Here is a 26593-nt window from a genome sequence, read left to right as displayed (position 1 = left end):
GCGCCATTCATTCCCGCCTTCCTGGCAGATGATGAATGGCGCGCGGTCTTTTGCCTTGCGTAGCGCCAGCCATGCGCAGGCAATGCCATCCGTGGCCTGCACCTGTCAGCGGTGCTGCGGATGAGCACGGACACGGGTGATATCCCCTTTCAAGTTTCAGGAGACCCGGACATGTCTGCCTCCCCCGTTGCGCGCCATCCGCGCATCGCCGAACTGGCGCTGGCACTCGGTGCCTTTGCCATCGGCACTACCGAATTCGTGATCATGGGGCTGATGCCCAACATCGCCGCGGACTTTCAGGTGTCATCCCAGCAGGTCGGCTATGCCATCAGCGCCTATGCGATGGGGGTGGTGGTCGGTGCTCCGCTGATCTCGGCGCTTGGCGCACGCCTGCCGCGGCGCGGCTTGTTGATCGGCCTGATGCTGCTGTTCGCGCTCAGCAACGTGGCCAGCCTGATGGCCCCCTCACTGACCAGCTTCGCCGCGCTGCGCTTCATCGCGGGGCTGCCGCATGGCGTCTATCTGGGGGTGGCCGCACTGGTGGCGGCGGATGCTGCTCCCGCCGGCGAGCGTGGCCGTGCCGTCGGGCGCGTGATGATGGGGCTGACGGTGGCGATTCTCATCGGGGCGCCAGCGGCGACCTGGTTCGGCAGTCTGTTCGGTTGGCATTCCGCGTTCCTCCTCGTCGGCCTGCTGGCGCTGGCGACGGCCGTGCTGGTGCGTGGTTTCGTGCCCTATCAGGCAGGCAATCAGAACGCGACGCCGCTGACCGAGCTGGCCGCGCTGATCAAGCCGCGGGTGCTCTATACCCTCGGCATCGCCTGCATCGGTTTCGGCGGCATGTTCAGTGTCTACAGCTATGCGGTGGAGACGCTCAACGTCCAGGCCGGACTGTCCCAGAACCTGGTGCCGATGGTGCTGGCCGTCTTCGGGGTGGGCACCATCATCGGCAACCTGATCGGTAGCCGTGCTGCGGACATCGACCTGATGCGCACCATTCCTGCCGTGCTGATCTGGAGCGCGCTGGTACAGGGTGGCTTCTACTTCGCCGCCGACGGTGTCTGGAGCGGTATCCTGTTCGTCGGACTGGTTGGCACGGGCATCGGCCTGGCACCGGCACTGCAGATGCGCCTGATGGATGTGGCGGAAGACGCCCAGACCATGGCGGCGACCCTCAATCACGCGGCCTTCAACATCGCCAATGCGCTGGGTGCCTGGTGTGGCGGCCTGGCCTTCGCGTATGGCCCGTCCCACTCCTCCATCGGCCTGGTCGGGGTGGCCATGGCCATCGCCGGCTTGATCGTCTTCCTGCTCGGGCAGCGCCATGAGCGCCGCGAGCTGCAGACGGCTTCCGCCTGATGTGGGCATGAAGCGAGGCCGTGAAAGCCCCGTGAGCACAAGACGTCGCAACGCAGAACGCCGCCCTTCGGGGCGGCGTTCTGCGTTTCTGGGGCTCATCAGTGGCAAGGGACTGTCAGCATCTCTGGCGAGCGCGCGTCGGTGACATGCCGAAGTAATCCCGAAAGCAGTGACTGAAATGTGTGGTGCTGACGAAGCCGCAGGCCACGGTGACATCGGTGATGCTGGCATTGCCCTGGGTCAGCAGCTGGCGGGCGCGTGTCAGGCGCATCTCCAGATAATGGCGAGATGGCGTGGTATCCAGATGTCGCGTGAAAAGCCGCTCTATCTGGCGCCGCGACAGGGAGACGCAGTGCGAGATGTCGGTCATGCTCAGCGGCTCCTCGAGGTTGCTGCTCATCAACTCGAGAATGGAGCGCAGTGCCTCGGGAAGGTGACTGTCCGGTGCGGGCAGCGTCTGCTCGACATGCCACGGACTGGGCGTGGCCGGGCGCTCGCAGGCCAGAATCTCCTCGACGCTGCGCGCCAGATCCTCTCCGTGACGCTGACGCATGCCTTCCAGCATCATGTCCAGCGCACTGGCGGCGCTGGCACTGCTGAGACGCGCTTCCTCGACGACCAGCGGGGCTCGGGACAGCTCGAGCGCGGGGAAGGTCTCGCTGAACAGCGCCGCGTTCTCGGGGTGAATGGTGCAACGATGGCCCTCCATCACCCCGGCCGAGGCCAGGAAGTAGCTGCCGTTCCACAGACTGCCCAAGCGACAGCCCTGCTGGGCGGCACGGCGCAGCAGGTCGTTGAGCCTCGGAATCTCTTCCAGCATCACGCGATAGCCTCCGCACACGATCAGCAGATCGCACTGGACGGGGTCCAGCTCGGCAAGCGTCAGGCCGGGCATGATGTCGATGCCCAGATCGCTGCGTACGCTGCCATCGTTCAGGCCACAGGTGTGCAGGCGATAGAAGGGATCGTCACGGAGCAGATTGGCAGTCACCAGCGCATCCAGCCCGGAGGTGAAGGCGGGGAGGGAGAAGTGCTCCAGCAGCACGAAGGCCACATCGAGCGGCGCGCTCCGGGAGCAGGTCACGTCCTGAAGCAGGCGCTGGTTGCGCAGTTTCATCGAGGGGGTGAAATCACGGCGGCGAGGCGATGTCATGGTATCGAGGGAGCACTATCGCGGATGAAGGAGGGGGCGGGGCAGGCAATGCCTCACGTGTCAGCTTCATCCTCTCAGGAGTTGGCAGGCACGGCGAGTGGCAATCCGGTGTCCTTGTGTTGGGCAGAATGTAATGCCGCTGTGGGCTTGGTGATACTTCGCGTAACACAGCAGTAAAATCATGGACTTGTCACAGCGATGCCAAGGGTGTGGCTGATAGACTGCCCGGCTAATCAGACCATGCCCAGAGGCAGATAAATGACGGATACCACCCGGACCCTTTCGTCCGGCGCCGCAACTTCAGCAGCCCCTACCCCTTCCCGCGCTTCCTCCCGGGGCCTCGACTGGCCCGTCTTCCTCCTCAGCGGTGGCGTGATGGCGGTGTTCGTGATCGCCGCACTGGTCAATCTCGAGGGCGTCTCGTCGCTCATCCAGCATGCCTTCGATCTCTCGACCGCCTACTTCGGTGCCTATTGGCAGGCGCTGATGATCGCCACCTTCCTTGTCGCCATCGGCATGACGTTCGGTCGCACGGGACGGGTGGTGCTGGGTGGCCTGGACACGCCGGACATTTCCACGCCGCGCTGGATGGCGACCATCCTGTGCACATTGCTGGCGGGGGGTGGCGTCTTCTGGGCAGCGGCGGAGCCGATCGCCCACTTCACCTCGCCGCCACCGGTGTTCGGCTCGGACGCCGCCGTGGGCAATCTCGATGCTGCCTACAACGCGCTGGCGCAGAGCTTCATGCACTGGGGATTTCTCGGCTGGGCAGTTCTGGGCAGCCTGACCGGCGTGGTCTTCATGCATCTCCACTATGAAAAGGGCCTGCCGCTCAAGCCGCGCACGCTGCTCTATCCGCTGTTCGGCGACCGGGTGATGCGTGGACCTGCGGGAGCGCTGGTGGATGCCTGCTGCGTGCTGGCGGTCATCGCGGGCACCGTGGGGCCAGTGGGCTTTCTCGGCATCCAGCTCAGCTTCGGGCTCAACGCGCTGTTCGGCATTCCCGACACCTACACGACGCAACTGGTGCTGTTGGCCATGTTGACCGCCGTCTACACCCTGTCAGCGGTGAGTGGTGTCATGCGCGGCATTCAATTCCTGAGCAGCGCCAATGTGCTGATCGGCGGCGCGATGTTGCTGTTCATCCTGATCATGGGACCGACGGAATTCCTGCTCAAGGCCTTCCCGCTGGGCATGGTGGACTACCTGAAACACATCGCGCCGATGGCGGTCTTTCGCGCGGACACTGGGTGGCTGAACAGCTGGACGCTGTTCTTCTGGGGCTGGTTCATCGGTTTCGGACCCCTGATGGCGATGCTGGTCGCGCGTATCTCGCGGGGCCGCACGCTGCGCCAGATGGTGTGGTTGATCACTCTCCTGTCGCCGCTGGCGACCTGCGTGTGGTTCACCATTCTCGGTGGCAGCGGTCTGGCCTTCGAGCTGGCCGATCCCGGCAGCGTGTCCGGCCCGTTCACCGGCTTCAACCTGTCGGCGGCCTTGATCGCCATCACCCAGCAGCTGCCGTTCGGTTTCATCATGTCCGTGATGTTCCTGATTCTGTCGGCATTGTTCGTGGCCACCACTGGCGACTCGATGACGTATGCCATCTCGATGGTGATGAGTGGGCATGACGACCCGCCACGCAGCGTGCGCGTGTTCTGGAGCCTGATCATGGGCGTGGTGGCAGCCTTGCTGATCTCGATGGGCGATGGTGGCATCAATGCGCTGCAATCCTTCATCGTCGTCACCGCCGTGCCGGTCTCGCTGATCCTGTTGCCGAGCCTGTGGAATGCGCCCGGCATCGCGCGCAGGATGGCCCGCGAGCAAGGACTCTGATTCATCCTCATGACTCATCCGACATGACTTTGGCCGGCATGATTCGTCCGGCATGATTCGTCCGGCAGGATGGGCAGGGCCATGTCATCCGATGACGAGAAAGAAGACGCCGCCCTCCAGGGCGGCGTCTTCATGAGGAGAGGGACTGAGGGCACAAGCGGCGCGAAGGGGCACGACTCGAAGGATGCGTCTTGTTACGGCGCGCCAAGAATGTAAAACGGCTGTAGGCTTGATGATACGTCGCGTTACATAGGTGTAAAAACAACCGCTTATCGCCTATTTCCTCCTGTCTCGACTGATACACTGCACCGTCACTCAGATCATGCCCAGAGGCTGACTAATGACGGATTCTTCCCGGACTGTTTCGTCCGGCTCCGCCACACCGGTAACTCCCCCCGCTGATTCCGCACACTCCCCGCAAGGTATCGACTGGCCTGTCTTCATCATCAGTGGTGGCGTGCTGGCGCTGTTCGCCATCGCCGCACTGGTCGATCTCGACGGTGTCTCCGCGCTCATCCAGAGTGCCTTCGGTGTCTCGACCCACTACTTCGGTGCCTACTGGCAAGCGCTGATGCTGGCGACCTTCGTCATCGCCATCGTGCTGACCATCGGCCGCACCGGACGGGTGCGCATGGGCGGACTCGCCGTGCCGGATATCTCGACGCTGCGCTGGATGGCCATCATCCTGTGCACGCTGCTGGCGGGCGGTGGTGTCTTCTGGGCAGCGGCCGAGCCGATCGCTCACTTCACCTCGCCGCCGCCGGTGTTCGGCGCCGATGCCCCGACGGGCAACGCCGATGCCGCCTACAACGCGCTGGCGCAGAGCTTCATGCACTGGGGCTTCCTGGCCTGGGCGATGCTCGGCAGCCTGACCGGCATCATCTTCATGTACCTGCACTACGAGAAGGGCCTGCCGCTCAAGCCGCGCACGCTGCTCTACCCGCTGTTCGGCGACCGCGTCATGCGTGGCCCCATCGGCGCACTGGTGGATGCCTGCTGCGTGCTGGCGGTGGTCGCCGGCACCGTCGGCCCCATCGGCTTCCTCGGCCTGCAGGTCAGCTATGGCCTCAATGCGCTGTTCGGCATCCCCGATACCTACGCGACCCAGCTCACCCTGCTGCTCGTGCTGACCGTCATCTACACCCTGTCAGCGGTGAGCGGCGTGACCCGTGGCATCCAGTTCTTGAGCAGCACCAATGTCCTGCTCGGCGGCGCGCTGTTGCTGTTCATCCTGATCATGGGCCCGACCGGCTTCCTGCTGGATGCCTTCCCGCAAGGGCTGGTGCGCTACGTCGGCGACTTCGTCTCCATGTCCACCTTCCGTGCTGACGATGGCTGGCTGAATGGCTGGACGCTGTTCTTCTGGGGCTGGTTCATCGGCTATGGTCCGCTGATGGCGATGTTCGTCGCGCGCATCTCGCGTGGCCGTACCCTGCGTCAGATGGTGCTGTTGATCGCGGTCATCTCGCCGCTGGTCACCTGCCTGTGGTTCACCATCATCGGTGGCAGCGGTCTCGCCTTCGAGCTGAGCAACCCGGGCAGCGTCTCCGGCCCGTTCACCGGCTTCAACCTGCCGGCAGCGCTGATCGCCATCACCCAGCAGCTGCCGTTCGGCTTCACCATCTCGGTGCTGTTCCTGGTGCTGACCACGCTGTTCGTCGCCACCACCGGTGACTCGATGACCTACGCCGTCTCGATGGTGATGAGCGGTCACGACAATCCGCCGCGTGGCGTGCGCGTGTTCTGGAGCCTGATGATGGGCGTGGTCGCGGCGCTGCTGATCTCGATGGGCGATGGCGGCATCAATGCGCTGCAATCCTTCATCGTCGTCACCGCCGTGCCGGTGTCACTGATTCTGCTGCCCAGCCTGTGGAACGCTCCGCTGATTGCCCGCCGCATGGCGCGTGAGCAGGGCGTCTGATCGGCTCGCACGCTCGAGAGCAATGAGCGTGTCGCACCATCAAAAACGCCGCCCCGAGGGGCGGCGTTTTCGTGTCTGGCGATCAGACGTCAGTCATCAGACGCTGACGTTCAGCGTCACATCGATATTGCCACGCGTCGCGTTGGAGTAAGGGCACACCTGGTGCGCCTTCTCGACCAGCGCATCCGCCTCGGCCTTGTCCATGCCCGGCAGGCTGATATCCAGCGCCACCTCGATACCGAAACCGGCCGGAATCTGGCCGATACCCACCTTGCCGGTGATCTCCAGGCCTTCCGGCAGCGTCACGCCGTCAGTGCTGGCCACGTGCTTCATGGCACCGATGAAGCAGGCAGAATACCCCGCCGCGAACAGCTGCTCCGGGTTGGTGCCTTCACCGCCACCACCGCCCAGCTCCTTCGGCGTGCTCAGGGTGACATCCAGCGCTCCATCGGAAGAACGCGACTTGCCCTCACGCCCCCCAGTGGTAGTGGCTTCTGCACGGTACAGCACTTGTTCGATAGACATGCCTGACTCCTTGAGCGGAAATGCCCTCAGCTGAGGGATGCAGACAAGATGGCGCCTGTCGGGCAGAGTTTCAATTGCTGAGGGAAGAGGAATGTACAGGATCCGACATTGTCTAACTCAAAAAGTATACATTAGATAAATTTTCTTGATCAAATGTATGATAGATATTGAAAATAAATTCAGTCAGTGCAATATTGTTAATGTAGGTTAGTGCTAATAAAATATTTCACATGTAGTCGACAAGAATAGGGTGGTGTAATGAGCAATCTACTAAATGAACCGGATCCTTCACGATTGATACATGGGCTTAGAGATACTGGCTATGATTTTTACACTGCTGCCGCAGATATTATAGATAATTCAATAGCTGCCGATGCTAGTAATATAAACATACGAATAGAGTTGACTTGCGATGGTAAAAAATACGTTTATTTTGGCGATGATGGCGAAGGCATGGATGCAGATGGCCTCCATAATGCCATGAGGTATGGTGCAAATATACGAGCAAACCTTGCTTCACTAGGTAAATTTGGGCTAGGGCTTAAAACTGCATCAAGCTCAGTTTGTTTGAAATATTCATTAGTTTCCAGAAGAGCACATACAGAGAAGCTCGAAAAGCTTACTTGGGATTTAGAGCATGTCGCTAGCGCAAATCGCTGGGAGATGATAAATGAACCTGTTACGGAAGACGAGGAAGAATTATTTGAGGAATTATGTGGAGAGTCCGGAACATTAGTCATATGGGCTAAGTGCGATAGACTTTTGAGTAAGATTTATGAGCAGCCTGGTGGAACGAAAGAGCAAAATGCTATCAAATACAGAGCTGCTAAACTAACAGAGCACTGTGCACTGATATTCCATAAGTACTTAAATCCCAGTGATCATGAGTATAAAACAGTGTCTTTAACTATCAACGACAATAAAGTGAAGTATTGGAATCCATTTTATCCGGAGCGTTCAGAACAGTTACTAGCCGATAAAATGACTGTTTTGCCTATAGAGATTAGTAGTGGTGATGTATATAGCGCTACAATAAAGGCATGGGTGTTACCACATGCCAAAGATATGACCCCAGAAGAAAATAAGGAGTTCGCTAAAATTTCCAATAGAGGTCAGGGGTTTTATATTCATAGAGAAGGAAGAGTAATTCATAGTGGTGGATATTTAGGTATCTGGAGAGCAGACGACCCTCATTGGTCATTGCTTAGAATCGAATTTGACTTTGGTTATCAGCTAGATGAAGCATTTAGTGTTGATGTAAAAAAAAGCAGGATTATACTCGATCCGGCACTTGAAGATGCATTAAAAGAGCGCCTAGCACCTGCATATCAGGAAGCGAACCAACGGTATAGAAGGAAACAAGCAGCTAAAATAAATGGCGGCATATCGCATGGAGATTCTAACAAAACTATTTCGGAGACAAAAAACACATCAAAAGTAACCGCGGCATCGGTCGATGTAAATACAGATGAAGCAATCGTAAATAATAATCAGGGGGAAGGGGTTAAAATACATACGCCGGTAGAAAGTTATGTTAAACCAGAGAATCTATATGTTAGTGCTGTAGAGAATATACCTAGTGGTGCTTTATGGCAGCCATGCCTGAGCAGTAAAGACGATAAGTATCACACCACAGGTGTTAGGTTGAATAAATATCATGACTTCTACACTAAAATTTACAGTCAAGCAGGTAACAGCTTGGCTTCAGAAGGGTTAGATTTATTGTTATGGGCACTTGCCGCCGCTGAACATAAAAATACAGATCAAGAACTTTCGTATATGTGGGAAGACATTAGAGATGAAGTTTCATCAAATTTAAAGAAGCTATTAAGATCAATGGATATGCCTACTGAAACTGATTGAGTATATTAGTAATGAATGAGTATATGGTTGATCAAGTGTCAGATATTATTTTATCTTTACTAAAGATCCAGTTACATGGAGAGACTAGGAAGGAAAATGGGCGCACAGGCTTGTTATACTGGTTTGATGGCTATACTAGGTCCAATGGGCCAGTATTTAAGATAAGGCCTGCTGGACTAAATAGACATATAGTATCCGTTGAGTTCGGTCCTTATGCTTCTGAATGCATTAGTCATATTAAGGCTAGAGGTCCATTGCGTGACCCAATATTAGAAAACGCGCTTATAGAGCAGCTCGATAATGATCCTGAAATTATTGAAGTAAAACCAAGCAAGCCGAGTGACTGGAAGATTTCATCTTGTTTCAAAGTGTACGTGGTAAGAAAGGTTGTTGATGTGCATTCTAAGGAGAAAATAACAGATTCTATAATTAATGCAATGGCTCCACTGATAGCTATTTTTAGTGAGATGATTGGTTATACAACAGAAGAACTCCCACTTGACACTGATTATGCTGGTTTGGAAGGCGATGATTTTTATATCTTGACAAAGAAGAGGGAAAGAGACCCAAGAAATCGCTATCTATGCCTTGCTATACATGGCTATGTATGTGGTGTTTGTGGATTTGAGCCACAAATTACTAACGGTGTAGATTTTAGAACAATTATTGAAGTGCATCATATAGAACCATTGTCAGAAATAGATATGGCAAAGCCTTATAATCCTAAATGTGACTTAATACCATTATGCCCGAACTGTCATAGGTCTATTCATAAGAGAAAGCCAGCCTATACTCCAAAAGAATTAATGGAGATTATGTGTTTATGAGCTTATCTTTATGTTCATTGGACCCCAATTATGAAAAAATCGATTTTGACTCACTAGAATTACGAGTATCTAATAGGCTGCTAAATCCTAGTTTTTATATAACTAAAAAAGATGCTAGATATGTACTTAGATTAGGTGCTTTTGTTAAAAGAGGAGGAAGTAAGACGTTCTACCCTTGTATTAGTACGCTCCACAATTGGCTTTTTGTAGAAGACCGGATACGACTTCTACCATGTGATATTACAAATGTAATAGATAAGGAAATAAAAAAATATAATGTCGATGATATAAGCTTCGCTTCAATTATCAGCCTGAATAAGCTTGGGTTGGCGGGGGTTGATGTTGTCGTAGATAATGCTATTATGGAAAGTGCTAACTCTAAATCTAATAATATCCCACTTATCGACCCAAGCAAAGACCTAAAAGCGACTCTTTACCCTTATCAATTGAGAGGGGTATCATGGCTAAATGATTCATTAGCTATAACCGGCGGGGCAATATTAGCTGATGAAATGGGGTTAGGAAAGACCTTACAAGTTATTGCTGTTATGTTGAATCTTAAGTTGGATATAAAGAGCCCTATACTTATTGTGTGCCCTACTACTTTAATAGCCAACTGGTGTCGCGAGATTCGTCGTTTTTCACCGAAGCTTACTTATTTGGTACACCAAGGTAGTGAGCGTACTGGTTACTATAAAAATTTAATGCGATCAAATGTGGTTATAAGTACCTATGATACTGTAGTTAACGACAGTGTATTGTTTGAAAGTATAGATTGGGTATGTCTTGTGTGTGACGAAGCTCAAGCTGCGAAAAATCCGCACTCTAAACGACGTATTGCTCTTTCAAGAATACCTAGGAGTAATGCTATTATTGTTACTGGGACTCCAGTAGAAAATTCTCTTTTAGATTTATGGTCTTTATCTGATTTGGCGATACCAGGTATACTAGGTAGTGAAGAAGATTTTTTGGCAAATTTCCCTGATAGCGAGGAATCGGCACAGGAAATCAACAAGATTGCTAATACATTCGTATTGAAGCGTAAGGTAGAGGATGTTGCAGGTGACTTACCAGAACGTACAGATATAGATATACCTTTGAACCTCGATAGCGCAGGGGTTATTGAGTACAATAAAATAAAAGAATCAGTAATAGATAAGTATGGCCCCGTGGGAAACTTAGTAGCAGTGGGTCAATTGTCTATTTATTGCGCTCATCCGTGGCTTAGATCCTCTTCTGACGATGAGGTGCATGTTGATACTACTTCAAGTCATTTGCTAATGTCACCCAAGATGCGAGTTTGTGTTGAGTTGTTGAGAGAAGCATCAATAAGCAACAAGAAAGTTTTAGTTTTTGTTAACTTTAACGAGTGCGGAGATATATTGCAACAGGCCGTAAGTAATAATGGGATTGACTTTAGTTATTGGGGGGCTATTAATGGTAGTACGATGCAGCAATATAGGCAGACCATCGTAGATGATTTTACCCATGTTGATGGTCCTGCTGTATTAGTGCTGAATCCAAAAGCAGCTGGAACAGGATTAAATATTACTGCAGCAACGATAGTGATCCATTATACATTGGGCTGGAATCCTGCTTTAGAAATGCAAGCTTCCGCTAGAGCTCATCGTCGGGGACAAAATCAACCTGTAACTATATATAGACTATTTTATTTAGGGACTGTAGAAGAGACTATGTTAGGAAGAAGTGAGTGGAAGAGGGCTCTAGGTCATCATGCCCTGCCTATCTCACAGCGTGAAAAGCAAGATTTAAATAATGCATTAAATTTAAGTCCTAGCGAGGGTAACAATGGTCGAGTCTTATGAGAAAGTGCTGACTAAAAATGATGTAGGTATGACTGGAACTCACCAAGCAGGCATTACGGTACCTAAAGGAAATCCAAGCCTATTGGGTTTTTTTCCTCTATTGGACTATAAAAAATTCAATCCAGACTTTGAGATTAGCTGTATTGATCCTAAGGGTACTCGCTGGATCATGCGTTATGTATATTATAATGGAAAAACATTCTCGCCGATTAAAAGCACCAGAAATGAGTATAGGATTACTCATATGACTAAATTTTTCACCAAATGGGAGGCTGAGCCAGGAGATACGGTGCAGTTCACCAGCACTGAAGTTAAAAACGAATACAATATTCAAATAAACAAGAGCAGTGGTAAGGTTAAACCTGACGATAAGGAGGCTGCTGAAAAGCCAGTTGTGCTTCGGGGGTGGAAAGCAGTATATTAGATGCAAGCTTGTGGATGATTAGCCAGCCCGTTTAGTGGTATTCTAGGGCTGGCGCTTTGATTTTATTTTTCTTGTTTAGTGCTTTTAATAATCATTTTGGCTTCTTGTATTCTTTCTTTTAAAAGAAAGCCAACAGCCTCGAAAACAGGTACAACTACGGAATTTCCGAATTGGCGATAAGCTTGTGTATCTGACACAGGTATTATGAAATTACTTTCATTAACCCTATCGAAACCCATTAAGCGCGCACATTCCTGTGGGGTTAGTCGCCTTGGGCGTTTGGCCATATTACTCTCTGACATAAAGGGTTCTGAATAGTCGAGTCCGCGGTCAACTAGAATCTCGGAACCATCTTTATGGTAGCGTGCAGATAAAGTGCGGGCAATATCATTGGGACGTGTTAGTCCGAAACCGAAGCCATTACCTTTTTCGCGATGTTTTTGTGCATATCGATAGAGGTACTCCCATAGTTTGGGTGTAAGTATGTATTTGTCTGGAACATCTTTGCTTAAAATGTCTCCAAAACTAGGCTTGTTCTCTGGATATAGTTTCTCGATATCACGAAGAGTAAAGCCTTCATTAATTTTAAGGTCTCGACGGAACCCGACAAGTACAATACGCTCACGATGCTGAGGTATAAAATGCTTTGCATCGATGACTTTTGGGTCTTTACCCTTCGGCGCGTTCACATCTGCGACATCATAACCTAGTTCGTCTAGGGCTTCACAAATTACTTTAAAGGTTTTGCCCTTATCGTGACTCTTAAGATTTTTTACATTTTCTAGCACGAAGGCAGGTGGGCGTTTTGCTGCAATAATACGAGCTACATCAAAGAATAATGTACCTTGGGCATCACATTCGAATCCATGCTTACGCCCCAAAGAGTTTTTCTTGGAGACGCCTGCCAGCGAAAAAGGCTGACATGGAAAACCTGCTAGCAAAACATCGTGATCAGGAATTTTTTGAATAATATTTTTATATGCTGTTTCTTCATCTATATCTAAGTTTCCGGATAAAGTAATGTCTCTGATGTCATGATTGAACCGATGTGTGATCGGGTCGCAGTAATGGTTAGCTTTATAGGTGCGCACGGCAAATTTGTCCCACTCAGATGTGAAAACACATTCCCCGCCAACAGCATCAAACCCTTTGCGTATACCACCTATGCCAGCAAATAAATCTATGAACGTGAAATCTGCATTACCATAGTGGTTAGGCTTCTTGGGAAGCATACCAATTAATGCTAATCGCTCGCCAGTTGTAAACCTTGGGTTTTTTTTACTCTTTATTTTTCGGTTAAGAGTTTCCCGACACCAATGATCTTCAACTTTATGCAATGTATCTGCAATTGTTCCTTGATCATATATCTCTAATGCTTTTTCAAGAAGTTCGAGGTCCTTGATTTCGTAATATGTGCAGGACTCGTTTTGGTCTAATGTCTGCTCTGTTGATCGTTGGGGTAAAGGCACGGGGCTTCCTCTGGGTGAAAACTGTGACGAAATGCCACTATTGTATTCCGATTTATGTCGCGGCGCCAGACTTGACTGGTTATTTATCCAGTATAGTGGGACAGCTAGTTTTCACCCGTTTTGCTATTACTCGATATTCTGAATCTGCTCGCGCATCTGCTCGATCAGCACCTTGAGCTCGACGGCGCAGCGGGTGGTGTCGGCGACGACGGATTTGGAGGAGAGGGTGTTGGCTTCGCGGTTGAGTTCCTGCATCAGGAAGTCGAGGCGACGGCCGATGGGGCCCTTCTGGGTGAGCTGACGACGGACTTCGCCGACGTGGGTGTCGAGGCGGTCGAGCTCTTCGTCGACGTCGGCCTTCTGGGCCATCAGGGTCAGTTCGGCTTCTAGGCGTTGCGAGTCGAGGGTGGCGCGGACTTCTTCGAGGCGGGCGAGCAGGGTTTCGCGCTGACGGGCGAGGATGTCCGGCATCAGGCGGCGGACTTCGGCGACGTGGGTGTCGACGCTGTCGAGGCGAGCGGTGATGAGTTCAGCGAGGCGTTCGCCTTCGCGGGCGCGGCCTTCGATGTGCTCGTCCAGCGCGCGCTTGAACAGACTCAAGGCATCGGCCTTGATGCGCTCCTGGTCAGCGCCTTCGCGTACCAGTACACCGGGATAGTCGAGCAGGGCGAGGCGTGAGGGCTGCGGGGCGTCCGGGCAGTGCTGGCCGACTTCGGCGAGCACGCGACTGAGTTCGCCAAGGCGTCTGGCATCGACGGCGAGGCTGTCGGCACCGGCTTCGGCGTCAAAGCGCAGCGAGAGTTCGACCTTGCCGCGATTGAGGCGCTTGCGCAGGCCTTCGCGGAAGGCGCTTTCGAGTTCGCGCAGGCTGTCGGGCAGGCGGAAGTGCGGTTCCAGATAACGCTGGTTCACCGAGCGCAGTTCCAGTGTCAGGGTGCCGTAGTCGGCTTCATGGGTCTGGCGGCTGAAGGCGGTCATGCTGTGGACCATGACGTGCTCCTTGTCGGTTGGCAGTCGGGAAGAAGGGGCGGAGCATGAAGCGTCCGTGATGATTGTCTTGAAGTGTACGCTCGCCGCTCTTGAGCGCCCAGTGCTCTCGGGCGGGCGGCCCGGTGTGCGGTGAAGGTCGTCGCCCGTGGGCGTGGCGTGTAGACTCTGGCCTCCCGAAGACTGCAACAAAGGAATCCCCATGAGCGAAGCCAACGTGATCCGCCCCAGTGGCCGCACCCCGGAGCAGCCGCGCGAGATCCGCCTGACCCGTGAGTTCACTCGTCACGCCGAGGGCTCGGTGCTGGTGGAGTTCGGGGATACCCGCGTACTGTGCACCGCCTCTGTCGTGGCGGGCGTGCCGCGCTGGCTGCGCGGTTCCGGCAAGGGCTGGCTGACCGCCGAATATGGCATGCTGCCGCGGGCGACCCACACCCGCAGTGATCGTGAGGCGGCGCGTGGCAAGCAGGGTGGTCGTACGGTGGAGATCCAGCGTCTGATCGGCCGTGCGCTGCGCGCTGCGGTGGATCTCAAGAAGCTGGGCGAATACACCATCACCATCGACTGCGATGTGCTGCAGGCTGATGGCGGCACGCGTACCGCGGCGATCACCGGTGGCTGTGTGGCGCTGGTCGATGCGCTGCAGGGCCTGCAGCGTGAGCGCAAGATCAAGACCGACCCGCTGGTGAGTCTGGTCAGCGCCGTGTCCGTCGGTATCTACAAGGGCGTGCCGGTCACGGATCTCGACTATCCGGAAGACAGCAAGGCCGATACCGACATGAACGTGGTGATGGCGGAAGGCAAGGGGCTGATCGAGGTGCAGGGCACGGCCGAAGGCGCAGCCTTTGATCGCGCCGAGCTCAACGCGCTGCTGGATCTCGCCGAGCGGACCGGAGCGGAGCTGTTCGCGGCGCAGCGTGCGGCGCTGGGCATGCCCGCCGAGGCCTGATTCCTCTTCGGGACCCGACGGAAAACGCCCCCATCGCTTGCGCGGTGGGGGCGTTTTCGTCAGTGCCGGATGGCACATCATGCGACTGGCAGGGTGGCCCGAGGCCGAGCGCTCAAGGCGAGACGCGGCGGATCACAGTTCGAGGTCGTACTCGACGATCACCGGTGCGAATTCGCTGAAGGTCGCGTCGGTATCGATCCATGCGTTCTTGATGTGACGACGCAGGTTCGGGTCGATGACCTGATAGTCCAGGCGCCAGCCTTCCTGACGGGCGCGCGGCTGGTCACTGTCCAGCGCCGGCCACCAGGAGTACTGGTGAGCCTCGCGATTGACCTCACGGAAGGCATCGATGAAGCCGATCGGGCCGAAGACCTGATCCATCCAGGCGCGCTCTTCCGGCTTGAAGCCGGGCGTCATCTGGTTGTCGGACCAGTTGGCGAGATCGACGGTCTTGTGGGCCACATGCCAGGTGCCGCAGATCATGTAATCACGACGCTTGCGGCGCAGCTTGCTGAGGTATTCCTGATACTGCTCCATGAAGGCGCCCTTGGCGTCCGGATCACTGCCGTCAGGCATCAGGAAGGAGCAGATGCTGAAGCGGTCGTAATCGGCCTGCAGGTAGCGGCCTTCGTTGTCGCACTGCTCGAAGCCCAGTCCATACATGATGGCCTTGGGAATCTGGCGGCAGTAGAGGCCTACGCCCGAGAAGCCGTCTTTCTCGGCGTCAAGGAAGTAGCCTTCATACCCTTCCGGGTAGAGGATGCTGTCGTCGAGCTCGAAGCTCTTGGCCTTGAGGTTCTGGATGCAGACGACGTCGGCGTCCTGACTGGCAAGCCAGTCGAGGAAGCCGCGGCTGACCGCTTCTCGAATACCATTGACGTTAACTGTAGCGATTTTCATACGTGGTCCCTGGTTCGTCGCGCCTGTATGATACCCGAGCTTTAGACGATTTGGTAAATGGCTAACGAATTCAAAGGTGATATCGGATGCAGGACTACCAGCGGGAGTTCATTGAGTTTGCCATCGAGCAGGACGTGCTGCGGTTTGGCGAGTTTACGCTCAAGTCCGGGCGGGTGAGCCCCTACTTCTTCAATGCTGGCCTGTTCCGCTCCGGTCAGGCGTTGGCGCGCCTGGGCCGTTTCTACGCCCGCGCCATCGTCGACTCGGGTCTGGAGGCCGACGTGCTGTTCGGCCCTGCCTACAAGGGCATCCCGCTGGGTGCCGTGACGGCCGTCGCGCTGGCCGACCACCATCAGCGCGACATGCCGTTTACCTTCAATCGCAAGGAAGCCAAGACGCATGGTGAAGGCGGCTCGCTGGTCGGCGCGCCCCTGGAAGGCCGCGTGATGATCATCGATGACGTCATCACCGCCGGTACCGCCATCGGCGAAGTGATGGAGATCATCCACGCCGAGCGTGCCAAGGCGGCGGGGGTCGTGATCGCTCTGGACCGTCAGGAGCGTGCTCCGGATGGACAGGGTGGCCTGAAAGCGAACAGTGCCATCCAGGAAGTGGAAGCACGTTTCTCCATGCCCGTGGTCAGTATCGTGACGCTCGACCAGGTGCTGGAGTATCTTGAGCAATACGCACAGCAGGAACTGTCTGGGTACGCGGCAGCTATCCGCGACTATCGTGCGCAGTACGGTCTCCAGAGCGCCTGAGAGCGCTCATGACCCGCGCACACCACATTTCCCAGTCACGTAGAGAGACATTCACATGACAGCTTACCGTAACATTCTCGGCCTTTCGGCAGCTATCCTTGCCGCTAGCCTGTCCGCCCCGGCACTCGCCGGCAACGCCGATCTCAACCTCAACAGTGAAGCCGTCCAGGGCGAGCTGAACGGCGAGATCAGCAACGGTGTCCAGCTCGGCGGCGGTATCCTGTCCAGCGATGACCACGATGATGTCACCGCCGGTCACGTCCAGCTGCTGGGCACCGAGCGCACCAGCGAATACGACGTGGGCCTCGGCGCACGCTGGAGCCAGTACGACACCGACCACGGTGACGGCGGCGGTCTGGGCCTGGGCGGCTATGGCTACTACTACCTGCCGGGCGCGCCGCGCGTCTCGCTGGGTGGCTATGGCTACGTCACCCCGAACGTCGTGACCAGCGACGAGCTGGAGCACAGCTACGAATACGGTCTGCGCGCCCGCTACCAGGTCATCGACAACGTCGAAGGCTATGTCGGCTACCGCAAGGTGAAGGCGGACTTCGACAACCGTGACGAGCGCACGCTGGATTCCGGCCCGCTGGTCGGCATGCGTCTGCAGTTCTGATTCCCGCCCTGCGCGACGGATGCGCATTGCGGTAAGATGGCGGGCCCTTCGGGGCCCGCTTTGCGTTGTCCTGACGGGCGGTGCTGCCATGAGGGGAATGCTGGCCTGCCAACGCCCTGTTTCGTCATCTGCCGCGAGTTCGCTCATGCTCGATATCGTGCTCTATCAGCCCGAGATTCCGCCCAATACCGGCAACATCATCCGCCTGTGCGCCAATACCGGCTTTCGCCTGCATCTGATCGAGCCGCTCGGGTTCGAGCTGGAGGACAAGCGCCTGCGGCGTGCCGGACTCGATTATCATGAGTGGGCACGTGTGCAGCGTCATGCCTGCCTCGATGACTTCGTCGCGAGCGTGAAGCCTGCGCGTATCTTCGCGCTCTCGACGCGGGGCCGCACCGCGCCGCATGAGGCCAGCTTTCAGGCCGAGGATGCGCTGGTGTTCGGCCCGGAGACGCGCGGCCTGCCACAGGCGATGCTCGACAGTCTCCCCCGCGAGCAGGTATTGCGCCTGCCGATGCTGGCCGACAGCCGCAGCATGAATCTGTCGAATGCCGTCGCCGTCGTCGTCTACGAAAGCTGGCGTCAGCTCGACTTTGCCGGGGCCGTGCAGCTTGATTGAGTGCGCTGCCCGGTCGTGCCCGGCACCACCAGAGATGTTTCTTCGATTGATTTCCTCGCCCAGCAGGACACCGTGATGACCGAGATCCGTGATCGCCTCGCCAAGCTCAATCCCCGCCAGCAGGAAGCCGTGCGCGCCATCGATGGCCCCTGTCTGGTACTGGCAGGGGCCGGTTCCGGCAAGACCAGCGTGATCACGACCAAGATCGCCTATCTGGTGCAGGAATGCGGCATGAAGGCACGCAACATCGCCGCCGTGACCTTCACCAACAAGGCGGCGCGCGAGATGAAGGAGCGAGTCGGCAAGATGCTCAAGGGCCGCGAGGGCCACGGGCTGATCGTCTCGACCTTCCACACCCTCGGCCTGACCATCATCCGCGGCGAGCTGAAGACACTGGGCTACAAGCCGGGCTTCTCGCTGTTCGACACCGATGACGCCAAGGTGTTGATCAAGGAACTGATGCACAAGGAAGCCGACACCGACGCCGAGCAGATCAATGCGGTGCAGAGTCAGATTTCCACCTGGAAGAATGACCTCATCCTGCCCGGGGCGGCGCTGTCGCATGCCGAGGATGAAGACGCCCAGTACGCCGCAGTGATCTACGAGGCCTACAACCGGCATCTCAAGGCCTACAACGCGGTGGACTTCGATGACCTGATCCTGCTGCCGGTGGTGCTGTTCCGTGACCACCCCGAGGTGCTGGCACGCTGGCAACGGCGCATCCACTACATGCTGGTCGATGAGTATCAGGACACCAACATCAGTCAGTACCTGCTGGTGAAGATGCTGATGCAGGAGCGTCAGACCTTCACCGTGGTGGGGGACGATGATCAGTCGATCTACGCCTGGCGTGGCGCGCGCCCCGAGAACCTCGTCACCCTCGGCGAGGATTTCCCGCGCCTCAATCTGATCAAGCTGGAGCAGAACTATCGCTCCACCGGCATCATCCTGCGCGCGGCGAACACCCTGATCGCCAATAACCCGCACGTCTACGACAAGACGCTGTGGTCGCAGATGGGCGATGGCGACCCGATCCGCATCATCATGAATCGCAACGAAGAGGCCGAGGCCGAGCGCGTGGCGGGGGAGATCCTGACGCGGCGCATCAAGGAAGGCGCCGAGTGGCGTGATTTCGCGGTGCTCTATCGTGGCAACTTCCAGGCGCGCCTGCTGGAGCTGAAGCTGCAGCACTATCAGATTCCCTACAAGCTCTCCGGCGGCACCTCCTTCTTCGGGCGCAACGAGATCAAGGATGCGATGGCCTATCTGCGTCTGTTGATCAACCCGGCGGACGACAATGCCTTCCTGCGCATCGTCAACGTGCCGCGACGCGAAGTCGGGCCGGGCACGCTGGAGAAGCTGGCCAACTACGCCACCGGACGTGGCGTGTCACTCTACGCCGCCTGCAGCGAGATGGGCTTGCGTGAGCAGCTCAGCGAGCGCGCCCTGGACCGCCTCGGCCGCTTCACCCACACGCTGGACCGCGTGCGTCGCGAGATGGACGCCGGTCAGTCGATCAGCGCGATCCGCGAGCTGTTTCATGAAGTGGATTACGAGGGCTGGCTGTATCAGAACGCCAGTGCCCCCAAGATCGCCGAGCGGCGCATGGCCAACGTCTGGATCCTGATCGACCAGCTGGAGAAGTCGATCAGTGGCAATCCCCAGGAGGAGGTGGAAGAGCTTGAGGGCAGCGAGGCGATGGTCGGTGACACCGAGACCGGTGATGTCGCGGCGGCCATCTCACGTCTGGTGCTGCGCGACATTCTCGAGCAGCAGGCCGAGGAGGACGATTCGGACCGTGTGCAGCTTTTGACGCTGCATGCCTCCAAGGGCCTGGAATTCCCGCACGTCTACGTGATGGGGCTGGAGGAAGACCTGTTGCCGCACCGCAACTCCATCGAGATGGAGACGGTGGAGGAGGAGCGTCGCCTCGCCTATGTCGGCATCACGCGGGCACGGCGCACGCTGGTGCTGACACTGGCCCGGCAGCGCAAGACCTACGGCGAGATGATGGACTGTGTGCCGAGTCGCTTCCTGGACGAGCTGCCCCCCGAGGATCTCGAGTGGGAAGGGCGTGCCGACAAGCCGCAGGATCAGGAGAAGAAGGTGGCCCGCGGACGGGATGCCATCGCGGGCCTGCGTTCCCTGCTCGGTTAGTCGCGCTCGAGGGTCAGCGCACGGAGTCGAGCAGATAGTCCACGGCGGCCTTCACTTCCTCATCGGACAGCGCCGGGTTGCCGCCCTTGGCCGGCATGGCATTGAAGCCTTCGATGGCATGGGTGTAGAGCGTCTCGTCGCCCTTGGCGAGACGCGCTTCCCAGTCGCCGACCTCTCCCAGACGCGGTGCGCCGGCCGCGCCCGTGGTATGGCAGGCCATGCAGATACCGCCGTAGACCTTCTCGCCGTCGATCGCGCTGGCAGCGCTGGCGGAGTCGGTCTCCGCCGCCGCAGACGGCTGTTGGCCCGCTCCGGCCATGTCACCTGCGCAACTCTCACCTTTCAGGCATAGCTCACCCACCGGCTTGAGGCGCTCGGCGATGGCGTCATGCGAATTGTCCGCGGCGAGCGCCTGTGAACTGACAAGCACGCTGAACAGCATCGCGCTCAGGGAAACCGGCAGGGATGAGTGCGTGAGGAATGACGCGGATGGCTGGCGAGCTTGCATGAGGAGCACCTTTTGAAGGCTGTGTATCGAGCCAGTATAGCGCTGGCCGAGGGGGCGGCAACCGTGTGACGGGCGTGATATCTCGACAACGTAGAATCAAGACGTTACCATAAGCGCGCCTTGGTTCTCCGCAACCATGGCATGCGCGCCCATAGCTCAGCTGGATAGAGTACTGCCCTCCGAAGGCAGGGGTCGCAGGTTCAAATCCTGCTGGGCGCGCCAACGAATTCCGTCATCGGCCGCTCGGCAAGATGACATCCGAGAAGCCCTCGCACCTCACGGTGCGGGGGCTTCTTGCATTCTGGCTTGCGTGGATTGTCGTGCAGACTTTCTTTGACGCCATCAAACGAGTGTTCTAAAACGGAGTGAGCCACGACGACGTCTGTCATTCTCGACAGCTCCCACCGGATACGCTCATGACGCCTGCTTCCCCTGAAGACCCCCGTGCTGTTGACGACCTGCCTGCCACCTCCGACGCTGCGACTGCCTCATCAGACCACGAGGGAGAGGCCGAGATGGCTCGCATGCGTGAGTTGCTGGACGCTCAGCGAGCAGCCTTCGCCCACGCGCCGATGCCGAGTGCCGAGGAGCGGCGTGGCTGGCTGGCAGCGCTGCGTGATGCGCTCAAGGCGCACGAGGAGGCCTTGGTCGCGGCCATCAGCCGAGATTTCGGTCATCGCAGTGCTCACGAGACACGCCTGGCGGAACTGGTACCGAGCTACGAGGGCATTCGCCATGCACGCCGTCACCTGAAGGGCTGGATGAAGCCCTCGAAGCGCCACGTCAGCGCCGCCTTCCAGCCAGCCAGTGCAAGTGTCGTCTACCAGCCACTTGGTGTGGTCGGCATCATCGTGCCGTGGAACTATCCGCTGTATCTGGCGATCGGCCCCTTGATCAGCGCGCTGAGCGCCGGCAATCGGGTGATGATCAAGATGAGCGAATTCACGCCGGAAACCGCCGAGGCGCTGCGCGGCATGCTCGCGGATGCCTTCGAGGAAGTGCAGGTCGCGGTGGTGACCGGCGAGGCCGAGGTCGCGGCGGCCTTCTCGGCACTGCCCTTCGACCACCTGCTGTTCACCGGCAGCACGGCGGTGGGCCGGCATGTGATGCGCGCCGCGGCGGAGAATCTGACCCCCGTCACGCTGGAGCTGGGCGGCAAGTCGCCGGTGATCATGTCGCGCCAATTGATGGCGGACGACGCGCAGCGCCGCGAGGCGGCCTCACGTCTTGCCTTCGGCAAGGGCATGAATGCCGGCCAGACCTGTGTCGCTCCGGATTACGTGCTGTGTGCGGAAGATCAGATCGAGTCGCTGGTTCAGGCGTTGGGGGAGTGCTTCCAGCGCTTCTATCCGCGCTTCGCCGAGACGCAGGATTACTCGCGCATCATCAATCAGCGTCAATACCAGCGCGTGAGGGAAGTGCTCGAGGATGCACTGGCCAAGGGTGCGACGCTCAGGCCACTGCTCGACACCGCTGACTGGGATGACCCGGCGCTGGTCGAGAAGCGTCTGATGCCGCCGCTGGCACTGCTTGAGGTGACGGATGAGATGCGGGTGATGCAGGAGGAGATCTTCGGGCCGCTGCTGCCGATTGTCGCGCTGCCGGACGCGGCGGTGGATGAGCTGTCCGCTGCGATGGCCTACGTGAATGCGCGCCCACGCCCGCTGGCGCTTTACTACTTCGGCCACGACAAGCACGAACAGCAGCGGGTCACCGAGGGCACGCATGCAGGTGGAATGTGTCTGAACGACACCTTGCTGCATGTGGCGCAGGATGACATGCCGTTCGGCGGCATCGGGCCATCCGGCATGGGGCATTACCACGGGCGGGAAGGATTTCAGACGCTGAGCAAGGCCAAGGGCGTCTTTGCCAAGGGGCGCATGAATGGCGCGAAGCTGATGTATCCGCCCTATGCCGACGGGCCGGCAGCACGCGCCATCCATGGTCTGATCCGCCGCCTGCTGATGCGCTAGGCGCTGTCAGCGATGCAGATCGCCCGCGCTTTCCGGCTGGTAGTGGAGCGCCTCGATGCGTACCTCGTGCAGGCTGCCATCCGGCAGCTGCCACTCGATGAGGCTACCGACCCGCAGCCCCAGCAGAGCGGCTCCCAGAGGCGCCAGTACTGACAGGCCATCCTGCTGGTCTGACAGGGCGTGTGGATAGACCAACGTGCGTATCAGGGTCTGCTGGCGGGTCAGATCCGTGAACTCCACGCGGCTGTTCATGCTGACGATATCGGCGGGCACCTCGTGAGGCTCGACGATATCGCCGCGCTCCAGTTCGTCCTCAAGCTGTTCCGCCACCTGGCGGTCGGCAGCCGAGACGCGATCAATCAGGCGCTCGAGGCGTTCGGCATCCAGACGATTGATGATGATCGAGGGAAGTGTGGCCATGTGACCTCCTGTCAGGTGTGGTATCCGCGCCTTGCTGACAAGGCCTGGCGAGTTACCAAAAAAACAGCCCTCCGCCGGGTAGGCGAAGGACTGTGTGCAGAAGTCATCATATAAACTTCACTCAGCGCTGGATAGTCCTGCAAGCCATCGTTTCAGGCGCTGGAGCTGACGAACAACCAGTCGCTGATCTCGGCATGATTCAACACCACCAATTGCTGCGCACGGGGCGACTCATCCAGATAATCCGGATTGATGCCCAGCTCACGCAGCACATACTGGACGAGGGCGCCGCGAGTCGGGAGGTGAAGCTCGCCGTCGACCATGCCGTGGTCCTGTTCGATCAGGCCACGCTCATCTGGCGTCAGGCGAGGGTCTGCCCCCAGGCGCAGGGTGACCCGGGTTTCCCAGCCGTCATCGAATTCACGTTGACTGCCTTCAAGGGCCTCGCCGAACAGCTCAGGGACATCGCGGAATCGAGACAGCACGAAGTCGCGAAAAGCCCGGTTCTTCTCACAGAAGGCCCGCACATGCCAGCGACCTGCGGCATAGACCAGCGTATGTGGACACAGGATACGCTCTTCCCCCTGAGGGGAGTTCAAAGAGGTGTAGGTGACCTCCAGGCGTGCTCCCTGGCTGGCCGCTTCAATCAATGTCCGGACCACGGGCGGGCTGGCGCTGCGGGACGGCAAGCGGAGCGCCTCGGTGTTGGCCTGACCGAGTCCGAGTCCGGTGAAGTGGGGATTCAGATTGTCATGATTGCCGAGCAGCTGCAGATATTCATCCACCTCACCCCGCGTCAGCATCGGGTGAAAATTGGCGGAGGGGCGGTAGCCCTTGATCACGGGATCATATTCAAGATTGTGTTCGGCGACGGTCTCGCGATAGGTCTTCATGACGCGTGACGCCTGCTGGCGTGCTATCCCGAAGGCGTTGCCCAGATGACGTGACGTGACGCGGCCTTCCCACAGGGCGATGATCTCGATCAGACGGTAGCGTGCCAGCGTGTCCCAGGGCAGGGTTTCCAGGCGTTCCTTGATGCTCATTGATGAATCCTTTCATACGGGTCTTCTATGGCGCCGAAATGCGAGATTGCTGGAGAGGGCCCTGGCAATGGCAGCGCGTGGCAGGCGTCATTGATGATCGGGAAGATGACCCGGTTCCGGGCTTCCTGTGATGGCTGAGGACTTCTTAAATGCTGGGTAGGCATGAAAAAAGCTCCGGCAGAAGATACCTGTTCGGATGCGTTGACCCCAGTGTCCGCGAAAGGCGCGACTTCATTGCGTCGCATGAAAGTGACGCATTGAAATAATCTGTTGCCATATAAACAGGTTCCAGTTTTCTATTGCGGCTTCTGGCCATTACGGGCAACAAGTTGGCGCATCCGAAAACCACTATCGCCGGGTGGAAGAGAGCAGCACTGCGATATGCGCAACAACAGAAGCTTGATATGACTCACATTTAAGAGGTTAGAACGCGTTAGGCCAAGGAACGGACGTTTGAGGGGGGAAACTGCCGGCCCTAATGGCGACGCACTATCTGCAATGACATGCTCGAGTATTAGGGAAGTGGCGTTGTTCAAGCCTGAAACGCAAAAGACCCGCCGGGAGGCGGGTCTTTTGCGTTTCAGGCTTGCCCTCCACTTGGGGTGGAGGGCTGCACGGGCAGCGTCTTACTTGCTGGCGCGCTTGCGCTCGTTCTCTTTCAGGTACTTCTTGCGGATACGGATGTGCAGCGGAGTGACTTCCACCAGCTCATCGGAATCCAGGAACTCGATCGCCTGTTCCAGAGTGAAGCGGATCGGCGGCGTCAGCACGATGTTCTCGTCGTTGCCGGTGGAGCGCATGTTATCCAGCTTCTTGGCCTTGGTCGGGTTGACGACCAGGTCGTTGGCACGGTTGTGGATACCCACCAGCATGCCTTCATAGACTTCGGTACCGTGACCGATGATCAGCTTGCCGCGCTCCTGCAGAGTGTACAGGGCGTAGGACAGTGCCTTGCCCGGCACCATGGAGATCATGACACCGTTGCGACGCTCGACGCCTGCGCCTTCCTTCAGGTCACCGTAGTGATCGAAGCGGCTGGTCAGGATGCCGGTACCGGAGGTCAGGGTCAGGAACTGGCCACGGAAGCCGATCAGACCACGTGACGGGATGATGAAGTCCAGACGCACACGACCCTTGCCATCCGGGTTCATGTTGGTCAGCTCACCCTTGCGGTAGCCCAGCTCTTCCATGATGGAGCCCTGGTGCTGCTCTTCACAGTCGATGATGACTTCTTCGTACGGCTCCTGCTTCTTGCCGTCGATTTCCTTGATGATGACTTCCGGGCGGCCCACGGCCAGCTCGAAGCCTTCACGACGCATGGATTCGATCAGCACGGAGAGGTGCAGCTCACCACGGCCGGAAACGACGAATTTCTCCGGCGTCTCACCCTGTTCGACGCGCAGGGCGACGTTGTGGATCAGTTCCTGATCCAGACGCTCACGGATGTTGCGGCTGGTGACGAACTTGCCGTCCTGACCGGCGAACGGAGAGTCATTGACCTGGAAGGTCATGGAGACGGTCGGCTCATCGACGGTCAGCGGCGGCAGCGCTTCGACGGTCGCGGTGTCGCAGATGGTGTCGGAGATCGCGAGGTTCTCGATACCGGTGATGCAGACGATGTCGCCGGCGGTCGCCTTGTCGGTCTGCACGCGGTCCAGACCCATGTGGGTCATGACCTGGCCGATCTTGCCCTTGCGGACAGCGCCTTCCTTGGTGACGATGGAAACCTGCTGACCCGGGCTGACAGAACCGCGCTTGATGCGGCCCAGACCGATGACGCCGACGTAGCTGTTGTAGTCCAGTGCGGAGATCTGCATCTGGAACGGACCGTCCAGCTCGACCTTCGGCGGCTCGACGATGTCGACGATGGACTGGAACATCGGGTCCATGGTGTCTTGCAGGTCTTCCGGATCCATGCCGGCAATGCCGTTGAGGGCAGAGCAGTAGATGATCGGGAAGTCGAGCTGCTCGTCGGTCGCGCCCAGGTTGTCGAACAGATCGAAGATCTGGTCGACGACCCAGTCAGGACGAGAGCCCGGACGGTCGATCTTGTTGACGACGACGATCGGCTTCAGACCCTGGGCGAAAGCCTTCTGGGTCACGAAGCGAGTCTGCGGCATCGGGCCATCGACAGCATCGACCAGCAGCAGCACGGAATCGACCATGGACATCACGCGCTCGACTTCGCCACCGAAGTCAGCGTGCCCAGGGGTATCCACGATGTTGATGTGGTAATCGTTCCACTGGATCGCGGTGTTCTTCGCGAGAATGGTGATGCCGCGCTCTTTTTCCTGGTCGTTGGAATCCATGATGCGTTCCTGACCCTCGGCCTTGCGGTCCAGGGTGCCAGACTGACTCAGGAGCTTGTCGACTAGGGTAGTTTTACCGTGGTCAACGTGGGCGATGATGGCTATGTTGCGAAGTTTCTCGATCACGACGGGAACCTGTGCGGAAAAT

The 26593-nt window shown here is 57.3% G+C and carries 22 protein-coding genes and 1 tRNA gene; 14 read left to right on the top strand and 9 right to left on the bottom strand.

What is annotated here, in order from left to right; translation table 11 throughout:
• Positions 1-171: 171 nt before the first annotated feature.
• A complete protein-coding gene (locus ACZYGA_RS10945) occupies positions 172-1359 on the top strand; it encodes an MFS transporter (RefSeq protein WP_077379879.1) in 1188 nt (395 codons plus the stop codon).
• A gap of 115 nt (positions 1360-1474) precedes the next feature.
• On the opposite strand, the gene ACZYGA_RS10940 is transcribed toward ACZYGA_RS10945, so the two are convergent.
• Positions 1475-2476 (bottom strand): GlxA family transcriptional regulator, encoded by a 1002-nt coding sequence (locus tag ACZYGA_RS10940; RefSeq protein ID WP_479399183.1) that lies wholly within the window; start codon positions 2474-2476, stop codon positions 1475-1477.
• 294 nt (positions 2477-2770) lie between these two features.
• Between ACZYGA_RS10940 and ACZYGA_RS10935 the strand changes: the two genes are divergently transcribed.
• Both ACZYGA_RS10935 and ACZYGA_RS10930 read left to right on the top strand, forming a co-directional pair.
• Positions 2771-4348: a BCCT family transporter gene (locus ACZYGA_RS10935; protein WP_479399182.1), complete on the top strand. Its 1578-nt coding sequence runs from the start codon at positions 2771-2773 to the stop codon at positions 4346-4348.
• Between the two features lie 340 nt (positions 4349-4688).
• Positions 4689-6269: a BCCT family transporter gene (locus tag ACZYGA_RS10930; RefSeq protein ID WP_479399181.1), complete on the top strand. Its 1581-nt coding sequence runs from the start codon at positions 4689-4691 to the stop codon at positions 6267-6269.
• Positions 6270-6365: 96 nt separating this feature from the next.
• On the opposite strand, the gene ACZYGA_RS10925 is transcribed toward ACZYGA_RS10930, so the two are convergent.
• A complete protein-coding gene (locus ACZYGA_RS10925) occupies positions 6366-6794 on the bottom strand; it encodes an organic hydroperoxide resistance protein (protein WP_054556341.1) in 429 nt (142 codons plus the stop codon).
• A 258-nt stretch (positions 6795-7052) separates the two neighbouring features.
• On the opposite strand from ACZYGA_RS10925, the gene ACZYGA_RS10920 reads away from it, so the two are divergent.
• The 4 genes from ACZYGA_RS10920 to ACZYGA_RS10905 are packed head-to-tail and all read left to right on the top strand — an operon-like array spanning position 7053 to position 11734.
• Positions 7053-8657 (top strand): ATP-binding protein, encoded by a 1605-nt coding sequence (locus tag ACZYGA_RS10920; RefSeq protein WP_479399180.1) that lies wholly within the window; start codon positions 7053-7055, stop codon positions 8655-8657.
• A gap of 11 nt (positions 8658-8668) precedes the next feature.
• On the top strand, positions 8669-9484 hold the full coding sequence (locus tag ACZYGA_RS10915; RefSeq protein WP_479399178.1) for an HNH endonuclease: 816 nt from the start codon (positions 8669-8671) through the stop codon (positions 9482-9484).
• Positions 9481-11310: a DEAD/DEAH box helicase gene (locus tag ACZYGA_RS10910; RefSeq protein ID WP_479399177.1), complete on the top strand. Its 1830-nt coding sequence runs from the start codon at positions 9481-9483 to the stop codon at positions 11308-11310. The genes ACZYGA_RS10915 and ACZYGA_RS10910 overlap by 4 nt, the downstream gene beginning before the upstream one ends.
• Positions 11294-11734 (top strand): EcoRII N-terminal effector-binding domain-containing protein, encoded by a 441-nt coding sequence (locus ACZYGA_RS10905; protein ID WP_479399176.1) that lies wholly within the window; start codon positions 11294-11296, stop codon positions 11732-11734. Before ACZYGA_RS10910 ends, ACZYGA_RS10905 begins: the two co-directional genes overlap by 17 nt.
• A gap of 62 nt (positions 11735-11796) precedes the next feature.
• Here ACZYGA_RS10905 and dcm read toward each other — a convergent pair whose 3' ends face one another.
• The gene (dcm, locus tag ACZYGA_RS10900) at positions 11797-13203 is read right to left on the bottom strand and encodes a DNA (cytosine-5-)-methyltransferase (protein WP_479399174.1); all 1407 of its coding nucleotides are present in this window, start codon (positions 13201-13203) and stop codon (positions 11797-11799) included.
• Between the two features lie 126 nt (positions 13204-13329).
• Positions 13330-14193, bottom strand: coding sequence for a YicC/YloC family endoribonuclease (locus ACZYGA_RS10895; protein ID WP_479399172.1), 864 nt, complete (start codon positions 14191-14193; stop codon positions 13330-13332).
• Positions 14194-14392: 199 nt separating this feature from the next.
• Between ACZYGA_RS10895 and rph the strand changes: the two genes are divergently transcribed.
• Positions 14393-15139 carry a ribonuclease PH gene (gene rph, locus ACZYGA_RS10890; protein ID WP_077379897.1) on the top strand — a complete coding sequence of 249 codons (747 nt, stop codon included), beginning with the start codon at positions 14393-14395 and terminating at the stop codon, positions 15137-15139.
• Between the two features lie 132 nt (positions 15140-15271).
• On the opposite strand, the gene ACZYGA_RS10885 is transcribed toward rph, so the two are convergent.
• Complete coding sequence (locus tag ACZYGA_RS10885; RefSeq protein WP_479399171.1) at positions 15272-16039, bottom strand: exodeoxyribonuclease III; 768 nt, start codon at positions 16037-16039, stop codon at positions 15272-15274.
• A gap of 86 nt (positions 16040-16125) precedes the next feature.
• Between ACZYGA_RS10885 and pyrE the strand changes: the two genes are divergently transcribed.
• The 4 genes from pyrE (at position 16126) to rep (ending at position 20192) form a co-directional block, all read left to right on the top strand.
• Positions 16126-16800: an orotate phosphoribosyltransferase gene (gene pyrE, locus ACZYGA_RS10880; protein WP_077379901.1), complete on the top strand. Its 675-nt coding sequence runs from the start codon at positions 16126-16128 to the stop codon at positions 16798-16800.
• Positions 16801-16855: 55 nt separating this feature from the next.
• Positions 16856-17416, top strand: coding sequence for a YfaZ family outer membrane protein (locus tag ACZYGA_RS10875; protein WP_077379903.1), 561 nt, complete (start codon positions 16856-16858; stop codon positions 17414-17416).
• Between the two features lie 145 nt (positions 17417-17561).
• Positions 17562-18035, top strand: coding sequence for a tRNA (uridine(34)/cytosine(34)/5-carboxymethylaminomethyluridine(34)-2'-O)-methyltransferase TrmL (gene trmL / locus ACZYGA_RS10870; protein WP_479399169.1), 474 nt, complete (start codon positions 17562-17564; stop codon positions 18033-18035).
• Positions 18036-18110: 75 nt separating this feature from the next.
• Positions 18111-20192 carry a DNA helicase Rep gene (rep, locus tag ACZYGA_RS10865; protein ID WP_077379907.1) on the top strand — a complete coding sequence of 694 codons (2082 nt, stop codon included), beginning with the start codon at positions 18111-18113 and terminating at the stop codon, positions 20190-20192.
• Between the two features lie 13 nt (positions 20193-20205).
• Here the strand turns inward: rep and ACZYGA_RS10860 are convergent, their stop codons facing one another.
• Positions 20206-20700 (bottom strand): c-type cytochrome, encoded by a 495-nt coding sequence (locus ACZYGA_RS10860; protein ID WP_479399167.1) that lies wholly within the window; start codon positions 20698-20700, stop codon positions 20206-20208.
• A 145-nt stretch (positions 20701-20845) separates the two neighbouring features.
• On the opposite strand from ACZYGA_RS10860, the gene ACZYGA_RS10855 reads away from it, so the two are divergent.
• Together ACZYGA_RS10855 and ACZYGA_RS10850 are read left to right on the top strand one after the other, a co-directional pair.
• Positions 20846-20922, top strand: a tRNA-Arg gene (locus tag ACZYGA_RS10855).
• A gap of 293 nt (positions 20923-21215) precedes the next feature.
• A complete protein-coding gene (locus tag ACZYGA_RS10850; RefSeq protein ID WP_479399166.1) occupies positions 21216-22673 on the top strand; it encodes a coniferyl aldehyde dehydrogenase in 1458 nt (485 codons plus the stop codon).
• Between the two features lie 6 nt (positions 22674-22679).
• Here ACZYGA_RS10850 and rnk read toward each other — a convergent pair whose 3' ends face one another.
• From rnk to typA, 3 genes are all read right to left on the bottom strand, one after another.
• Positions 22680-23093: a nucleoside diphosphate kinase regulator gene (gene rnk / locus ACZYGA_RS10845; protein WP_077379911.1), complete on the bottom strand. Its 414-nt coding sequence runs from the start codon at positions 23091-23093 to the stop codon at positions 22680-22682.
• Between the two features lie 152 nt (positions 23094-23245).
• Positions 23246-24136 carry a WYL domain-containing protein gene (locus ACZYGA_RS10840; RefSeq protein ID WP_479399164.1) on the bottom strand — a complete coding sequence of 297 codons (891 nt, stop codon included), beginning with the start codon at positions 24134-24136 and terminating at the stop codon, positions 23246-23248.
• A gap of 626 nt (positions 24137-24762) precedes the next feature.
• Positions 24763-26571 (bottom strand): translational GTPase TypA, encoded by a 1809-nt coding sequence (gene typA / locus ACZYGA_RS10835; RefSeq protein WP_077379915.1) that lies wholly within the window; start codon positions 26569-26571, stop codon positions 24763-24765.
• Between the last annotated feature and the right edge of the window lie 22 nt (positions 26572-26593).

This window comes from Cobetia sp. BL01, from assembly GCF_056493605.1.
The sequence above is the reverse complement of the archived record's forward strand: the minus strand, read 5'-3'. Positions and strand labels throughout refer to the sequence as shown.

Bases quoted from the DNA above. Each gene is read 5' to 3' on its own strand.
- ACZYGA_RS10945 (WP_077379879.1), top strand. From the start codon at position 172: ATGTCTGCCTCCCCCGTTGCGCGCCATCCGCGCATCGCCGAACTGGCG.
- ACZYGA_RS10940 (WP_479399183.1), bottom strand. From the start codon at position 2,476: ATGAAACTGCGCAACCAGCGCCTGCTTCAGGACGTGACCTGCTCCCGG.
- ACZYGA_RS10935 (WP_479399182.1), top strand. From the start codon at position 2,771: ATGACGGATACCACCCGGACCCTTTCGTCCGGCGCCGCAACTTCAGCA.
- ACZYGA_RS10930 (WP_479399181.1), top strand. From the start codon at position 4,689: ATGACGGATTCTTCCCGGACTGTTTCGTCCGGCTCCGCCACACCGGTA.
- ACZYGA_RS10925 (WP_054556341.1), bottom strand. From the start codon at position 6,794: ATGTCTATCGAACAAGTGCTGTACCGTGCAGAAGCCACTACCACTGGG.
- ACZYGA_RS10920 (WP_479399180.1), top strand. From the start codon at position 7,053: ATGAGCAATCTACTAAATGAACCGGATCCTTCACGATTGATACATGGG.
- ACZYGA_RS10915 (WP_479399178.1), top strand. From the start codon at position 8,669: ATGAATGAGTATATGGTTGATCAAGTGTCAGATATTATTTTATCTTTA.
- ACZYGA_RS10910 (WP_479399177.1), top strand. From the start codon at position 9,481: ATGAGCTTATCTTTATGTTCATTGGACCCCAATTATGAAAAAATCGAT.
- ACZYGA_RS10905 (WP_479399176.1), top strand. From the start codon at position 11,294: ATGGTCGAGTCTTATGAGAAAGTGCTGACTAAAAATGATGTAGGTATG.
- ACZYGA_RS10895 (WP_479399172.1), bottom strand. From the start codon at position 14,193: ATGGTCCACAGCATGACCGCCTTCAGCCGCCAGACCCATGAAGCCGAC.
- rph (WP_077379897.1), top strand. From the start codon at position 14,393: ATGAGCGAAGCCAACGTGATCCGCCCCAGTGGCCGCACCCCGGAGCAG.
- ACZYGA_RS10885 (WP_479399171.1), bottom strand. From the start codon at position 16,039: ATGAAAATCGCTACAGTTAACGTCAATGGTATTCGAGAAGCGGTCAGC.
- pyrE (WP_077379901.1), top strand. From the start codon at position 16,126: ATGCAGGACTACCAGCGGGAGTTCATTGAGTTTGCCATCGAGCAGGAC.
- ACZYGA_RS10875 (WP_077379903.1), top strand. From the start codon at position 16,856: ATGACAGCTTACCGTAACATTCTCGGCCTTTCGGCAGCTATCCTTGCC.
- trmL (WP_479399169.1), top strand. From the start codon at position 17,562: ATGCTCGATATCGTGCTCTATCAGCCCGAGATTCCGCCCAATACCGGC.
- rep (WP_077379907.1), top strand. From the start codon at position 18,111: ATGACCGAGATCCGTGATCGCCTCGCCAAGCTCAATCCCCGCCAGCAG.
- ACZYGA_RS10860 (WP_479399167.1), bottom strand. From the start codon at position 20,700: ATGCAAGCTCGCCAGCCATCCGCGTCATTCCTCACGCACTCATCCCTG.
- ACZYGA_RS10850 (WP_479399166.1), top strand. From the start codon at position 21,216: ATGGCTCGCATGCGTGAGTTGCTGGACGCTCAGCGAGCAGCCTTCGCC.
- rnk (WP_077379911.1), bottom strand. From the start codon at position 23,093: ATGGCCACACTTCCCTCGATCATCATCAATCGTCTGGATGCCGAACGC.
- ACZYGA_RS10840 (WP_479399164.1), bottom strand. From the start codon at position 24,136: ATGAGCATCAAGGAACGCCTGGAAACCCTGCCCTGGGACACGCTGGCA.